This window comes from Streptomyces africanus, from assembly GCF_030816955.1.
GTDB lineage: Bacteria > Actinomycetota > Actinomycetes > Streptomycetales > Streptomycetaceae > Streptomyces > Streptomyces africanus.
Genome location: NZ_JAUSYP010000001.1, coordinates 6,897,396 through 6,912,031 on the forward strand (window position 1 = coordinate 6,897,396; position 14,636 = coordinate 6,912,031).

Here is a 14,636-nt window from a genome sequence, read left to right on the forward strand (position 1 = left end):
AGAGTCGTGTACAGGTTTCGCAGCGTTGGCGGGAATGGGACTTTACCGGTTGAGAAAGCGCTGTCAGAGTGCCGAACCAGCCATACCGCACGTGCTCTTCCGTCCCGAGTTCCTCTCCGCGAACGGAGCTGATGCACATGAACCGCCGTACCGTCCTCGCCCTCGCCGTGGGCGCAGCCCTGCTGGCCTCGGGCTGTACCGGCACCGGAGGCACCTCCAAGGGCGCGGACGCCGAGGCGCCCGACGACCCCGCCAAGGTCGAAGGGACCATCACCGTTCTCACCCACCGGACCGACCTCGTGCAGGACGGGACGATGAAGAAGTACGCCGCCGAGTTCAACAAGACCCATCCCAAGGTGAAGGTCGAGTTCGACGGCCTCACCGACTACGAGGGTGAGGTCAAGATCCGTATGAACACGGAGAACTACGGCGACGTCCTGATGATCCCGGCCGTGATCGAGAAGAAGGACTACCCGAAGTTCTTCGCCTCCCTCGGCACGCAGGCCGAGCGGAGCAAGAAGTACCGCTTCACCGACTACTCCACCGTCCAGGGCAAGGTCTACGGGCAGAGTCCGATCGGCGTGGTCCCGGGCTTCGTCTACAACAAGAAGGTCTGGAGCGCGGCCGGCGTCACCGACTGGCCCACGACCCCGGCCGAGTTCCTCGACGGCCTGAAGGCCATCAAGGCCAAGACCGACGCGGTCCCGTACTACACCAACTTCAAGGACATGTGGCCGCTGACCCAGTGGACGAACGTCAACGGCTCGGTCGGCTGCGACACCCAGGCCACCACCCGGCTCGCCGAGGGGAACCCCTGGGCGCAGGGCGCCGACCTCCGGGTCGGTGACACGCTGCTCCACGACATCGTGCGCGGGGGGCTCATCGAGAAGGACCCGACGACCACCAACTGGGAGGCGTCCAAGCCCCGCCTGGCGAAGGGGCAGATCGCCACGATGTGGCTCGGCTCCTGGGCGATCGTGCAGATGCAGGACGCGGCGAAGCAGGCGGGCACCGACCCGGCCGACATCGGCTTCATGCCGTTCCCCGCCCAGAAGAACGGCACGTTCTGCGCGGTGACGTCACCCGACTACCAGCAGGCCGTCAACGTCCACTCCGAGCACAAGGCCGCCGCCCGCGCCTGGATCGACTGGTTCACCGACAAGTCCGGCTACGCGGACGCCAACCTCGCCCTCTCGCCCCGCAAGGACGCCCCGCTGCCCGACGTCCTCAGGCCGTACGAGGAGGCGGGCGTGAAGCTCCTCGACATCGACGACACCAAGGGCGCCGAGGTCAAGTCCATCGACAACCAGTCGGAGGTCGGCATCTACAAGCCCGACTACCGCCAGGAACTCGTCGACCTCGCGCGCGGTGCCCGCAAGGGCAGCCTGGACGACTTCCTGACCGGGCTGGGCGAGAAGTGGACCGAGGCGCAGCAGAACCTGGGGTCCTGATGACCGACACCACCCGGAAGGCGGCGCGGCCGGTGGGGCCGGCCGCGCCCGCCGGGCCTCCGCCGCCGTCCGCCGCGCGCCGGCCGCGGCGGTGGCGGGGAGTGACCCCCTGGCTGTTCCTGATCGCCCCGCTCGCCCTGCTGATCGCCTTCACCTACGCGCCGATCGCCAACATGGTCGCGTACAGCTTCACCGACTGGGACGGCGTCAGCCCCGAGCTGCACTACACGGGCGCCGAGAACTACACCGAACTCTTCACCCGGCCCGAGCTGTTCGAGGTGTTCTTCGTCAGCGGCTACTACCTCGCCGCGTCCGTGGTGCAGATCGGCGCCGCCCTCTACTTCGCCACGATCCTGAGCTTCAACGTCCGCTTCCGCGGCTTCTTCAAGGGCGTGCTCTTCTTCCCGTACCTGATCAACGGCGTCGCGATCGGCTTCGTCTTCCTGTACTTCTTCCAGGACGGCGGCACCCTCGACGCGATCCTGAGCCTGTTCGGCTACGACGGCGACCGCGCCTGGCTCGGCACACCCACGTCGGCCAACGTCTCCCTCGCCGGCGTCTCGGTCTGGCGTTACCTGGGCCTGAACTTCGTCCTCTTCCTCGGCGCGATCCAGTCCATCCCGGGGGAGCTGTACGAGGCGGCCGAACTGGACGGGGCGAACCGCTGGCAGCAGTTCCGCCACATCATCGCGCCCGGCATCCGGCCCGTGCTGAGCCTGTCGGTGATCCTGTCCGTCTCCGGGTCGCTGTCGGTCTTCGAGATCCCGTACATCATGACCGGCGGCGCGACCGGCACCGAGACCTTCGTGATCCAGACCGTGAAGCTGGCGTTCCAGTTCAACAAGACGGGCCTCGCCTCGGCGGCGGCCGTCGTACTGCTGCTGATCATCCTGGCGGTGACCTGGGTGCAGCGGCGCCTCGTCCCGGACGACAAGGTGGACCTCGTATGACGCGCCGTGCCGTGGCCCGTGCCCTTGTGTACCTGTCCTTGGTCCTCGCGACGCTGGTCGTGCTCCTGCCGCTCACCGTGGTCTTCCTGACGTCGCTGAAGACCTCCGGGGAGATGGCGGACGACAGCGGCGCCCTCACGCTGCCCGACGACCCGCTCAACTTCGCCAACTACGTGACGGCGTTCCAGGACGGCCGGATGCTCTCGGCGTTCGCCAATACGGCGCTGATCCTGGTCGTCGCCATCGGGGGCACGGTCCTCATCGGCTCGATGACGGCGTACGCCATCGACCGCTTCCGGTTCCGCTTCCGGAAGCTGGTCCTGGGCCTGTTCCTGGTCGCCGCGCTGGTCCCCGGGGTGACCACCCAGGTGGCCACCTTCCAGATCGTGAACAGCTTCGGGATGTTCGACAGCCTCTGGGCGCCGATCGCGCTCTACATGGGCACGGACATCGTGTCGATCTACATCTTCCTGCAGTTCGTGCGGGCCATCCCCGTCGCACTGGACGAGTCGGCCCGCATCGACGGCGCCAACGCCTTCACGGTCTACCGGAAGATCATCTTCCCGCTGCTCAAGCCCGCGATCGCGACGGTCGTGATCGTGAAGGGGATCAATGTCTACAACGACTTCTACATCCCCTTCCTCTACATGCCCTCCGAAGATCTTGGCGTGATCTCGACGTCCCTGTTCCGCTTCAAGGGCCCCTTCGGAGCCCACTGGGAGACCATCTCGGCAGGCGCGATCCTCGTCATCGCCCCGACCCTGATCGTCTTCCTGTTCCTCCAGCGGTTCATCTACAACGGTTTCACGCAAGGGGCCACGAAGTAGGAGGCAGGGCCCGCAGCCGCCGTACGCCGCGAAGCGCTACGGCGGCTGGGGGGTGTTTGGAGACCCCCTAGGCCTCCTTCGCGGACAACGCCTCCACCAGCACGGGCGTCACCAGCTCCACCTGCCACGGCCGCGCCCCGTACCCGGCGAGCGCGGCCGCCACGGACTCGGCGTCCACCACCGCCGGCGGCTCCCAGCACACCCGCCGAACCGTGTCCGGCGTCATCAGATTCTCCTGCGGCATGGAGAGCTCCTCGGCGAGCGCCGAGACCCCGGCCCGGGCCGCACTGAGGCGGGCCGCGGCCGCGGGATCCTTGTCCGCCCAGGCCCGCGGCGGCGGAGGCCCGGTCACCGGCTGCCCCGGCTGCGGCAAATGCGCCTCGCTCAGCGCCTTCGCCCGGTCCACGGCCGCCTGCCACTGCTCCAGCTGCCGCTTGCTCATCCGGTGTCCGAAACCGTTCAGCGCGGCCAGCGCGTGCACGTTGGCCGGAATCGCCAGCGCGGCCTCCACGATCGCCGCGTCCCCGAGCACCTTGCCCGGCGAGACGTCCCGCCGCTGCGCGATCCGGTCCCGGGTCTGCCACAGCTCCCGTACGACGGCCAGCTGCCGCCGCCGGCGCACCTTGTGCATGCCGGAGGTACGCCGCCAGGGGTCCTTGCGCGGCTCGGGCGGCGGCGCGGAGGCGATCGCGTCGAACTCCTGGCGGGCCCACTCCAGCTTGCCCTGCCGGTCCAGCTCCTTCTCCAGCGCGTCGCGCAGGTCGACGAGCAGCTCGACGTCCAGCGCCGCGTACCGCAGCCAGGGCTCGGGCAGCGGCCGGGTCGACCAGTCGACGGCGGAGTGCCCCTTCTCCAGGACGAAGCCGAGGACACCCTCGACCATCGCGCCGAGGCCGACCCGGGGGAAACCGGCGAGCCGCCCGGCCAGCTCCGTGTCGAACAGCCGCGTCGGCACCATGCCTATCTCGCGCAGGCAGGGCAGGTCCTGGGTGGCGGCGTGCAGCACCCACTCGACGCCGGACAGGGCCTCGCCCAGGGCGGACAGGTCGGGGCAGGCGACGGGGTCGATGAGAGCCGTTCCGGCGCCCTGGCGGCGCAGCTGGACCAGGTAGGCGCGCTGGCCGTAGCGGTAGCCGGAGGCCCGCTCGGCGTCGACGGCGACCGGTCCGGAGCCCGCCTCGAAGGCGGCGATGGTCCGGGCCAGGGCGGCCTCGTCCGCGATCACGGGCGGAATGCCCTCACGCGGTTCCAGCAAAGGGATCGGCGCCTCCGTAGCAGAAGATCCGCCGTCGTCCGGAGGAGCGCCTCCGGTGGTTCGCAGTGAGCTGTCTGCTGCGGTCTCGTGGGCGTCGGTCACATGTCAAGGGTATCCGTGTATGGACAGCGCCCGTCGACGGAACGTTCCGTCGACGGGCGCCGGGGGGTCGCAAACCAGTCAGGTCGGGGAAGTGTCGGGTGCGCGAACCGTGAGTGACACGAGCGGGAGCCGCGGCCGGTCCCGTTCACGTCAGTGAATGATCACAAAGGGTCATGGTGAGTGGGTCAGTGGATGATTCCGGTCCGCAGGGCCACCGCGACCATGCCGGCGCGGTCGCCCGTGCCGAGCTTGCGGGCGATACGGGCGAGGTGGCTCTTGACGGTCAGCGCGGACAGGCCCATCGAGACGCCGATCGCCTTGTTCGACTGGCCCTCCGCGACCAGCCGCAGCACCTCGACCTCGCGTCCGGACAGCTCGCGGTAGCCGCCCGGGTGGCTCGGGGCACCCGGGGGGCGGCGGTGCAGGCGCGCGGCGGCGGCGCCGATGGGGGCGGCGCCCGGCCGGGTGGGGAGCCCGACGTTGGTGCGGGTGCCGGTGACGACATAGCCCTTCACACCGCCGGCGAGCGCGTTGCGCACGGCGCCGATGTCGTCGGCGGCGGAGAGGGCGAGCCCGTTGGGCCAGCCCGCGGCGCGGGTCTCGGACAGCAGGGTGAGGCCGGAGCCATCCGGCAGGTGGACGTCGGCGACGCAGATGTCGCGGGGGTTGCCGATGCGGGGACGAGCCTCCGCGACGGACGAGGCCTCGATGACATCGCGCACACCGAGCGCCCACAGGTGGCGGGTGACGGTGGAGCGGACGCGCGGGTCGGCCACGACCACCATGGCGGTCGGCTTGTTCGGGCGGTAGGCGACCAGGCTTGCGGGCTGCTCGAGGAGAACGGACACCAGGCCTCCTGGGGTGCGGGACGGGGCCGGCTCGTGGGGGTGAAGCCGGGACGAACCGTGCTTTCAAGGTCACAGTCGTCTTCGGCACCCCACCCGTCCGCCTTTAGAGAATGATCACGAATCGGTGATAACAATCCGTACAATTCGGACACGCGGTCGATCATTCGAAGGCCGGACGGTTTCGGTCTGCGTCTGTACGCGGTCGAAAGTGGCCGTATCGACAAAGTGATTCGGCCAAGAGGGGGACGCAGGTGTGATCGTCGACAGGGCAGCGTTGACCGCCCCGTACAGGTTCGATCAGTACGGGGTCGGAACAGGTTCGATCAGCGGGACTGCGGTCCTCGCCGCTGGGGCAGCGTCACCACCGACGCGTCCCCCGGCCCGGCCGGCGGCAGCCCCGCGACCTGGGCGAGCAGATCGCACCAGGACGCCAGGTGCGCGGCCGTGTCCGGGACCCCGCCCAGGCCCTCGCGCGGCGTCCAGGAGGCGCGGATCTCGATCTGCGAGGCGGCCGGGCGCGCGGACAGACCGCCGAAGTAGTGCGAGCTCGCCCGCGTGACGGTGCCGCTCGGCTCCCCGTACGTCAGCCCGCGCGCCTGGAGCGCGCCGGTCAGCCAGGACCAGCACACCTCCGGCAGCAGCGGGTCCGCGGCCATCTCCGGCTCCAGTTCCGCGCGCACCAGCGTCACCAGCCGGAACGTGCCCTGCCAGGCGTCGTGTCCCGCCGGGTCGTGCAGCAGCACCAGCCGGCCGTCGGCCAGGTCCTCCTCGCCGTCGACGACCGCGGCCTCCAGCGCGTGGGCGTAGGGGGCGAGCCGCTTCGGCGGGGGCGTCGGCTCCACCTCGATCTGGGGCCGCAGCCGCGCCGCCCTGAGCGCCTCGACGGCGGCCCGGAAGGGCAGCGGGGCGGTGTCCGCCTCCCGCCGGTCTTTCTCGGTGTCCTTCGCTTCGTCCATTCCGCCAGCGCCGTCCGACAGTCGTCCCTGAGCCGCAGCCATGCCGGAAGGTTACGGGGACCGGAGCCCGGGTGCCGGGCTAGACACCCCGCGCCTCTCCAGGGGCTGAAACACGCCCATCGGGGGCGTGCGAAACTTGGCCCGTGAGTGCCAACGACGCCCCCCGGGCCCAGCAGCCGTCCGCCCCGTACGACTCAGCCTTCCTCAAGGCCTGCCGGCGCGAGCCCGTGCCGCACACGCCGGTGTGGTTCATGCGGCAGGCCGGGCGCTCACTGCCGGAGTACCGCAAGGTGCGCGAGGGCATCGGGATGCTGGAGTCCTGCATGCGGCCCGATCTGGTCACCGAGATCACGCTCCAGCCGGTGCGCCGGCACGGCGTCGACGCGGCGATCTACTTCAGCGACATCGTCGTCCCGCTCAAGGCCATCGGCGTCGACCTCGACATCAAGCCGGGCGTCGGCCCGGTCGTCGAGCGCCCGATCCGCACCCGCGCGGACCTCGCCCAGCTGCGCGATCTGACCCCCGAGGACGTGTCCTACGTCACCGAGGCCATCGGCCTGCTCACCCGCGAACTCGGCGGCACGCCCCTGATCGGCTTCGCCGGCGCCCCCTTCACCCTCGCGAGCTACCTCGTCGAGGGCGGCCCGTCCCGCACGTACGAGAACGCCAAGGCGATGATGTACGGCGACCCCGAGCTGTGGGCCGAGCTGCTCGACCGCCTCGCCGACATCACGGCCGCCTTCCTGAAGGTCCAGATCGAGGCGGGCGCCTCCGCCGTCCAGCTGTTCGACTCCTGGGCCGGGGCGCTGGCCCCCGTCGACTACCGGCGCTCGGTGCTGCCCGCTTCGGCGAAGGTCTTCGAGGCCGTGGCCGGTTACGGCGTCCCGCGCATCCACTTCGGCGTCGGCACCGGTGAGCTGCTGCGGCTCCTGGGCGAGGCCGGCGCGGATGTCGTCGGCGTCGACTGGCGCGTCCCGCTGGACGAGGCCGCCCGCCGCGTCGGCCCCGGCAAGGCGCTCCAGGGCAACCTCGACCCCACCGTGCTGTTCGCCCCGACGGAGGCCGTCGAGGCCAAGACCCGGGAGGTCCTGGACTCGGCGGCGGGCCTGGAGGGCCATGTCTTCAACCTCGGCCACGGCGTCATGCCGTCCACGGACCCGGACGCGCTGACGCGGCTCGTGGAGTACGTGCACACGCACACGGCGCGCTGACGCGGCCCGGGGCGCAGGGCCGCACGCACACCCCGCGCTTGCCCGCCTCGTCGCGTACGTCCACACGGGTACCGCCCGCTGACGGCCCGGGCCCGCCCGGCTGCGGAGGTCTCAGGCCGTCCCGGCCGCCCACTCGAGTGCCGCGAGTTCGCGGTTCAGGACGGCGAGCGGTCGCGGGTGGCCCGGATCAGCCACCAGGTGGCCGCGAGACAACCGGCCGCGGGCAGGGCCAGCAGCACCGGTACGGCGTCGACACCGGCCAGTTCGATGCCCTTGCCCAGCACCGGCCCGGCGGCCACCCCGCCGATCATCGACGCGGCGATCACATAGGCTCCCGCCCGCCGCGCCCGTGGCACCGTCCGGGACAGCCACGGCAGCCCCGTGGGGAAGATCGGCGCGTGGAAGAGGCCGACACCGGCGTAGGCGTACGGCGCCGCCGCCGGGATGAGGGCGAGCAGGAGGCAGGCCACCATGCCGGCGGAGCTGACGACCATGATCGTCTGCACGGACCAGCGCAGCGTCAGCGGTGCGACCAGCAGCCGTCCCACGGTCACCATCAGCCAGAAGGCCGAGGTCGCAGTGGCCGCGGTCGCCGCGTCGTGGCCGACGGACTCCAGATGCGTCGGCTCCCAGCCGCCGACCCCGGTCTCCACCGCCACCATCAGGACGTACAGCACGATGAAGACCGTGACGACCAGGGCCACCGAGGCCCGCAGCCCGGGAGTGCCCGCCTCGCTCTCCTCGCCCTTCTCGTCGGAGGGCGGCGGGGCGGGCGCCTCCCCGCCCTCGCGCACGCCGCGCTGGGCCAGCACCAGTGCGGCGGACAGCGCGGCGAACCCGGCGAAGACGGCCGGGTACTCGCCCGGGCCCAGCAGCCCCAGGAGCGCGGGACCGCCCACGGCACCGAGGCCGTAGGCCGCGCCGATGATGTTGAGCATGGCCGGGCTGCGGCGGCCGAACCCCACCGAGAACAGCTGGTTGAGGCCGTAGTCGATGCCGCCGAAGCCCACCCCGGTCACCAGCGCGCAGGCCAGCGCCCACGGCCAGGCCGGGGCCAGCGCGAAGCCGGCCCCGCCGAGAGCCATCAGCGCGTACGAGGCGGACAGCAGCGTTCTGTTGCCCAGCCGCCCGTGCACCCGGTTGAGCAGCAGCACACCGGCCACGCCGCCGACGAAGTGAGCGCTCAGGCTCAGCCCGGCGGCGGCCGGCGACAGGCCGAACTCGGTGCGGAACGCGGGGATCGCCGGACCGTACAGCGCCTGCAGCGCCCCGATCAGGGCGAAGCCCACGCACGACGCGACGACGGCGAACGGACTGAACAGGGGCCGCGCCACGGTGGTGCCGGGCGGCGCGGCTTGCGCCGAGGTCCCGGTCAAGAGACGTTCCTCTTTCCTGTGGAGCCCCTGCCGTGTGCGTCGCCCGGTGTCACGAGGTCACCGAAGAGGCGAGCGCGTACTGCTGGTCGCCCGCCAGCAGGCGCTCCAGCACCCGCTGGCTGCGCAGCCCGTCGCCGAAGCAGGCCAGGGCGCTGTCGGCGCTCCGCGAGGTGCCGGCATCCCGCGCGGTGACCGCGTCGCGCCACTCCCGCAGCTGGTGCCGGAAGGTGTCGCTCCAGCCGGGTACCTCACCGGGCGGCGAGGCGAGCGTCTCCTCGCGGGCGAACGTGCCCTGCTCCCAGGTGACGCGGGACTTCAGGAAGTACGTCGTGTCGTCCTTGGAGTGGTAGTACAGCTCCTTGCGGTCGCCGATGATCTTCAGCGAGAAGCCGAGCTCCTCCGGCAGCGAGGACTTGGAGGTGACCAGGTTGAAGAAGGTGCCGTTCTCCAGACGGCCGCTGACGAAGGCGTAGTCGTCGACCTGGACGTCCTGGCCCTCCTTCTGAGGCACGTTGACCTGGAGCTTGGTGCGGCAGCTCGTGCTGTCGACCGGGCTGTCGAAGAGGCGGTCGAGCATGTCGACCAGATGCACGCCCAGGTCGCCGAGGGAGCCGCTGGTGGAACGGCCCAGGTCGCTGTCCCGCCAGGTGAAGCGGGAGCGGGTCAGGGCGCTGCCGCGCCGGAAACCGGCCTCCGCGAAGAGGATGGAGCCCAGCTCCCCGCTCCGTACCAGGTTCCTGATCTCGCGGATGGCTTCCAGATAGCGGTAGTTGAAGCCCATGGCGCACACCAGGCCGCTCTCCTCGGCCAGCGCGGTGATGCGCTCGGCCTCCGCCACCGTGGTCGTCATCGGCTTCTCGCACAGCACGTGCCTGCCGTGCCGGACGGCCTCCTCGGCGTAGTCGGCGTGCGTGTGGTTGGGCGAGGCGATGACGACGGCGTCGACGTGCCGGTACAGCTCGCTCGTCGAGGAGAAGGCGGGGCAGCCGAAGCGCTCGGCCAGCTCCGCTGCCTTGTCCGGCAGCACGTCGTACACACCGGCCGGTACGACGCCGGGGACGGTCTCGGCGGCGCGCAGGTGGGCGAGGGCGATGCCGCCGGCGCCGATGATTCCTGTCTGCATGGTCTGCCTTTCTCAGGGACGGCCCTCAGGCCCGGACTCGCCGGACCGGGGCAAAGCGGTTCAGCGGCGGAGGTGGTGACGGAAGGCGGTGAGGAGGGCCTGGGCGTGCGGGTGCGGCGACACCTGCGGGAAGCGGCTCCTGGCCTCGGGCGTGCAGTTGGCGACGAGGTAGCCGTGGCCCACGGCGCCCAGCATCTCCAGGTCGTTGCCGCTGTCGCCGAACGCGAGGGTCCGCTCCGGGGCGACGCCGAAGCGGGCGCACAGGTGCCGGACGACGTTGCGCTTGCCGCACACCGGCGGGAGGAAGTCGACGTCGTAGCAGTCGGCGGGGTCCCCGGTGGCAGGGTTGCAGCGGCTGATGTTGAGCCCGAGGCCGTGCTCGCGAGCTAGGTCGCGCACGAGGTCGAGGCTCTGCTCGTCGCGCCGCGGGTCGCCGAGGGAGCGGAAGTAGTAGTTGACCAGGAACTCGGTCGGGTTCCCGGTGTGCGGGGCGTTCTGCGGGAACAGCTCGACCCGGTGCCGGGCGAGACGGTCCACGGCCTTCGTGACCCGGTCCCGGTCGAATCCGCTGTCCCGCAGCAGTTGCCGCCACTCGGGGTCCGGGCGGGCGACGCCGTCGGGGAAGAACGTCAGCTCGGTGCCCAGCGCCCCGGCCACGAAGTGCGGCAGGACACGGGCGCCGCAGCGCGCCATCTTCTCCTGCACGGAGGCCAGCGAGCTGCCGGTGACCCAGCCGAACAGCAGACCGTGCTCCACGGCCTCCGTCAGCAGGAACTCCTCCAGCGCGGCGAGGTGGGCCCGTTGCCCAGGGGTCGCGGCATGGGCGAGGTAGGTCTCGTCGAAGTCGGAGAACGCGGCCCAGACCGCCGGCTCCGGCAGGCGCAGGTGGGGCGGCGGGACGGGGACCGGGCCGCCGGTGGCGTCGAACGGCAGGGTGTCGGTCATGCCGTCACCGGGCCCGGCGCGTCGCCGCGTACAGGGCTTCCACCACGCGGTCCTGCTCGCCGAGGGACAGACCCGCGTGCAGCGGCAGGTGCAGCACCCGGTTGTGCAACCACTCGGTCCGCGGCAGGTGCGCCTGTCCGAAGAGCCGCTCGCGCACCGGTGTCTGCTGCCGGTGCGTCAGGACGGGGTAGTAGACGTCCGACTCCACCCGGCTCCTGCGCGCCAGGTCCTCCAGCAGCGCGTCGCGGGCCGCCGCACCGCCGGCCGGCAGCACGGGGAACAGGTGCCAGGAGTGGTCGGGAGCGAAGGCGGGCGCTTCGAGCACGCCCTCCTCGGCGAGGGGGCGGAGCGCGTCCACGTAGCGCCGGGCGAGATAGGTGCGCCGCAGCCCGCGCAGACTGGTCCAGGGCAGCAGGGCCAGACCGATCGCGGCCATGGTGTTGTCGATGCGCGCGTTGAGCCCGACCGCCTCGCACTTGACGTTCTTCCGGCCCGGCTCGAAGCCGTGGTAGCCGATCACCCGGCAGCGCTCGGCGATCTCGGCCGAGCCGGTGACGACGGCACCGGCCTTCCCGCACAGCCCGACGTTCTTGTACGGGTTGAAGCTGAGGGCGGCAGCGTCGGAGTACTGCCCCACACCGGTCACCCCGAGCGCCTGGCAGGCGTCCTCGACGAGCCCCAGACCGTGCCGGTCGGCGACGGCACGCAGCCCCGCCATGTCGGCGAGCTTGCCGTACAGATGGACGGGAAGGACGGCCACGGTACGCGGAGTGATCCGCTCCGCCACCGACTCCGGGTCCAGGTTGCCGTCGGGCCGGGTCACGTCGGCGAGCACGGGCACGGCACCGCAGGCGAAGACCGCGTTCTCGGTGGCGGCGAAGCTGTTGGCCGGCATGATCACCTCGTCGCCCGGCCCGACACCCACCGCACGCAGAGCGATGACGAGGGCGTCGGTCCCACTGCCGGTCGCGACGGCGCAGGGCAGGCCCAGGTAATCGGCGACGGCGTCCTCGAAGGCGGTGACGGCGGGACCGCTCGTGAACTCGCAGCTTTCCAGCACCCGCGTGAAGGCGTCGGCGGCGGCGCTCTTCTCCTCCCGCGACAGGAGCCGCTCCTTCGGCAGGAAGGGGACCCCCGCCGCACGCGACGGCTCGGGGAACAGCGGAGCGACGAGCGCGTCGGGGTGCACGGGAGCGGGGGCGGAGTCCCAGGACGAGAGAACCTTCGCCAGCTCCTGGTTGGCGAGGGTGTCCCGGACGGGGTGGGCGGTCCGCACGCCCCGGGCGAGGTCCTGGACCACCCGGTGCAGACTGCTGCTGTCCCCGGGGAGGGCGGTGCCGGTGAACGTGCCGGGCTCGGCGGTGGAGACGGTCATGCGTACTCCTGGGGTTCGAAGCGATCGAAGTGTTCTCGAGGTTTGGGCGGCGGATAATCCCTGCGTGGATGCATCGCCAAGGGCATAAGGAATGCGGGTGGCGAGCAGGAATAACGAACGGATGCGAACTGAACGGCGCGGTGAATGTCGCGCGGAATGCGGTCTGGAATCCGGTACGTCGGTGATGCTGTCAGCGGCCGACAACGTCCGTCAACCGGCAGTTTTTTGCCGTTCCTTTACGGTGCTGGAATTCCTCGAAGAGCACCTCGGAACAGGGCGGGCGACCGGTCGAGAACCGGCAATTTTCTGCCGGTTCCCCAACCTTGCCGCGCCGAGCAGGGCATATGTCCCCGAGCGGACTCCGTGCGCCGGCGTGACGGCCTTCACTTCTTGCCGACCCGCTTTCGCGAGTCACCCCCGGTCTTGTTACGGTGTGTTCTCCCGGCGATACGCAGAGGGAGTGTTTCCGAGCAGTGTCACGTCGCACCCAGTCTGGTTCTTCCCTGTCGGACAGCAAATGCGGCACCGGTGTGCTGCCCGATCTGCTACGCGCTTGGCGTGTGGAAGCGGGAAGCAAAATGAACAGGGGGAGACCGTTACCCCAAAAAGAAGTAGCCGACCGCATGCGTGTGAGTGAACGCTGGTATCGGAATCTCGAGACCGGCATGCGCGTACCGCTCTCCACCGCGGTGCTCGAACGCCTTTCCCAGGCCTTGCTGCTCGGCCCCGACGAACGCATGGCGCTGTACGGGCACGCGCTCGCCGGTGCCGGCGGACAGTCGGACGAGGACGAAGGCCCGCCGGACTCCATGGACGAGCTGGCCGACCTCGCCTCGGCGCAGACCGAATTCCCCAGCTACCTCACCGACCGGGCGTGGAACGTCCTCGACCACAACGCGGCCATGGCCCACTGGTTCCCCTGGGTCCGTGAACCGGGAGCCAACCTCATGCGCTGGGCACTGACCACCGCCACGGCCCGCGAGCAGATCGTGGACTGGCCACGGCACGCCGTGCAGTACCTCGCCCTGCTGCGTTTCGCGCTGGTGACCCGTCCCGACGACCGGAACCTCGCCGCGCTGCGCGACGTCGTCCTGGACGACCCCGTCTGTCGCGGGCTGTGGGACCGCAGCCCGAAGGTCCTCGCCTACCGGCACGGGCACCGCTACGAACTGCGCCTGCCCCACGTCTCCCCCGAGACGATCACCGTCACCTCACAGGTCCTGCTCCCCGCTTACCGGCAGGAACTCCGTTACGTCCTGCTGCTGCCCACGGAAGGCCCCCCGCGTGGCCATGGCCCCTGACTCCGCACTGTGATCCTTCGTCCGTGCGCAACAGCCTGGGGGAGGGATGGCGTCAGGGCGCGTTCACCAGCCTGCTCAACCCCAAGGGGGGCGTCTTCTACGTCGCCGTGCTGCCGCAGTTCATCCCCGCCGGCGCACCGCACTTCACCACCGGCGTGCTGCTCGCCTCGGTCCACATCGTCCTGGGCCTGGTCTGGTCGGCGGCCCTCATCGGCTGCGCCCGCGGCCTGCGCGTCCGGCTCCAGAGTCCCGCGGCACGCCGCGTGCTGGGCCGGATCACGGGCACGGTCATCGTCGGACTGGGCCTGCGGCTGGCCATGACCGGCTGACGGGCGGTGACCACACCGCACGAGCCGCCGGCGAATCGGGAGCGGCGGTGAACGCAGTCGTCCGGGCGCCCGTATGTCTCGGCAACCGCCCGCGGCGCGGGGAAGGCGGGTCGCGGGGCCGACGTGAGGAACAGGCGATGAACGACCGAGTTACTCCTCCGATGCACGCACTGCCCGACGGCGAGGCGGAGCTGACGCTGGTGGTGCGGCTGCCGTGGGAGGACGTGGCCCGCCTCGGCCAGGATGCCGGGCGGCTGGCGGCCCAGATGCGGCGGCCCGTGACGCTGGAGGAGGCGGTGAGTCACCGGTTGCGGTCGACCCGGGTGGCTTCCCACGCGAAGCCGGCCGGGGAGCAGCCGCCGGCGGTGACGGCTTCGGCGTCGGTGTCCTCCTTGCCGTCGCGGCCGCCGGCGGAGCAGGCGAGGCAGGCCATTGATCGGATCAACGGCACGGCTGGGACTGCGTAGGGTTTCGCCGTAGGGGGCGGGTTCGCTGCCGGGTGCGGGGCCGTTGTGGCCGTTCGCGGCCACGCGGCGGAGCCGCACATTGATACCGCCCCGCGCCCCTTGAGGCATGCTGTCCCACCG

Annotated in this window: 14 protein-coding genes; 7 read left to right on the forward strand and 7 right to left on the reverse strand. The window is 71.0% G+C overall.

Going from position 1 to position 14,636, the window contains the following annotated elements:
* Positions 1–137 precede the first annotated feature (137 nt).
* The 3 genes from QF034_RS31805 to QF034_RS31815 are packed head-to-tail and all read left to right on the forward strand — an operon-like array spanning position 138 to position 3,228.
* Positions 138–1,451 (forward strand): ABC transporter substrate-binding protein, encoded by a 1,314-nt coding sequence (locus QF034_RS31805; protein ID WP_307178136.1) that lies wholly within the window; start codon positions 138–140, stop codon positions 1,449–1,451.
* Positions 1,451–2,401 carry a carbohydrate ABC transporter permease gene (locus QF034_RS31810; RefSeq protein ID WP_307178138.1) on the forward strand — a complete coding sequence of 317 codons (951 nt, stop codon included), beginning with the start codon at positions 1,451–1,453 and terminating at the stop codon, positions 2,399–2,401. Before QF034_RS31805 ends, QF034_RS31810 begins: the two co-directional genes overlap by 1 nt.
* A complete protein-coding gene (locus QF034_RS31815) occupies positions 2,398–3,228 on the forward strand; it encodes a carbohydrate ABC transporter permease (protein ID WP_307178139.1) in 831 nt (276 codons plus the stop codon). The genes QF034_RS31810 and QF034_RS31815 overlap by 4 nt, the downstream gene beginning before the upstream one ends.
* A gap of 67 nt (positions 3,229–3,295) precedes the next feature.
* Here the strand turns inward: QF034_RS31815 and QF034_RS31820 are convergent, their stop codons facing one another.
* The 3 genes from QF034_RS31820 to QF034_RS31830 form a co-directional block, all read right to left on the reverse strand.
* Positions 3,296–4,585 carry a ribonuclease D gene (locus QF034_RS31820; protein WP_307178140.1) on the reverse strand — a complete coding sequence of 430 codons (1,290 nt, stop codon included), beginning with the start codon at positions 4,583–4,585 and terminating at the stop codon, positions 3,296–3,298.
* A 185-nt stretch (positions 4,586–4,770) separates the two neighbouring features.
* Complete coding sequence (locus tag QF034_RS31825; RefSeq protein ID WP_003972894.1) at positions 4,771–5,433, reverse strand: response regulator transcription factor; 663 nt, start codon at positions 5,431–5,433, stop codon at positions 4,771–4,773.
* A gap of 323 nt (positions 5,434–5,756) precedes the next feature.
* The gene (locus QF034_RS31830; protein WP_307178141.1) at positions 5,757–6,431 is read right to left on the reverse strand and encodes a DUF3000 domain-containing protein; all 675 of its coding nucleotides are present in this window, start codon (positions 6,429–6,431) and stop codon (positions 5,757–5,759) included.
* A gap of 101 nt (positions 6,432–6,532) precedes the next feature.
* On the opposite strand from QF034_RS31830, the gene hemE reads away from it, so the two are divergent.
* Positions 6,533–7,600: a uroporphyrinogen decarboxylase gene (gene hemE, locus QF034_RS31835; RefSeq protein WP_307178142.1), complete on the forward strand. Its 1,068-nt coding sequence runs from the start codon at positions 6,533–6,535 to the stop codon at positions 7,598–7,600.
* Positions 7,601–7,755: 155 nt separating this feature from the next.
* Here the strand turns inward: hemE and QF034_RS31840 are convergent, their stop codons facing one another.
* The 4 genes from QF034_RS31840 to QF034_RS31855 are packed head-to-tail and all read right to left on the reverse strand — an operon-like array spanning position 7,756 to position 12,419.
* Positions 7,756–8,976, reverse strand: coding sequence for an MFS transporter (locus tag QF034_RS31840; RefSeq protein ID WP_307178143.1), 1,221 nt, complete (start codon positions 8,974–8,976; stop codon positions 7,756–7,758).
* A gap of 49 nt (positions 8,977–9,025) precedes the next feature.
* Complete coding sequence (locus QF034_RS31845) at positions 9,026–10,099, reverse strand: Gfo/Idh/MocA family protein (RefSeq protein ID WP_307178144.1); 1,074 nt, start codon at positions 10,097–10,099, stop codon at positions 9,026–9,028.
* 60 nt (positions 10,100–10,159) lie between these two features.
* Positions 10,160–11,044: an HAD-IIB family hydrolase gene (locus QF034_RS31850; RefSeq protein WP_307178145.1), complete on the reverse strand. Its 885-nt coding sequence runs from the start codon at positions 11,042–11,044 to the stop codon at positions 10,160–10,162.
* Positions 11,045–11,048: 4 nt separating this feature from the next.
* The gene (locus tag QF034_RS31855; RefSeq protein ID WP_307178146.1) at positions 11,049–12,419 is read right to left on the reverse strand and encodes a DegT/DnrJ/EryC1/StrS family aminotransferase; all 1,371 of its coding nucleotides are present in this window, start codon (positions 12,417–12,419) and stop codon (positions 11,049–11,051) included.
* Between the two features lie 530 nt (positions 12,420–12,949).
* On the opposite strand from QF034_RS31855, the gene QF034_RS31860 reads away from it, so the two are divergent.
* The 3 genes from QF034_RS31860 (at position 12,950) to QF034_RS31870 (ending at position 14,516) form a co-directional block, all read left to right on the forward strand.
* The gene (locus tag QF034_RS31860; RefSeq protein ID WP_307180020.1) at positions 12,950–13,720 is read left to right on the forward strand and encodes a helix-turn-helix domain-containing protein; all 771 of its coding nucleotides are present in this window, start codon (positions 12,950–12,952) and stop codon (positions 13,718–13,720) included.
* A gap of 23 nt (positions 13,721–13,743) precedes the next feature.
* Positions 13,744–14,049, forward strand: a complete 306-nt coding sequence (locus QF034_RS31865; RefSeq protein WP_307178147.1) for a LysE family translocator — start codon at positions 13,744–13,746, stop codon at positions 14,047–14,049.
* A gap of 137 nt (positions 14,050–14,186) precedes the next feature.
* The gene (locus QF034_RS31870; protein ID WP_306962402.1) at positions 14,187–14,516 is read left to right on the forward strand and encodes a hypothetical protein; all 330 of its coding nucleotides are present in this window, start codon (positions 14,187–14,189) and stop codon (positions 14,514–14,516) included.
* Positions 14,517–14,636 lie beyond the last annotated feature (120 nt).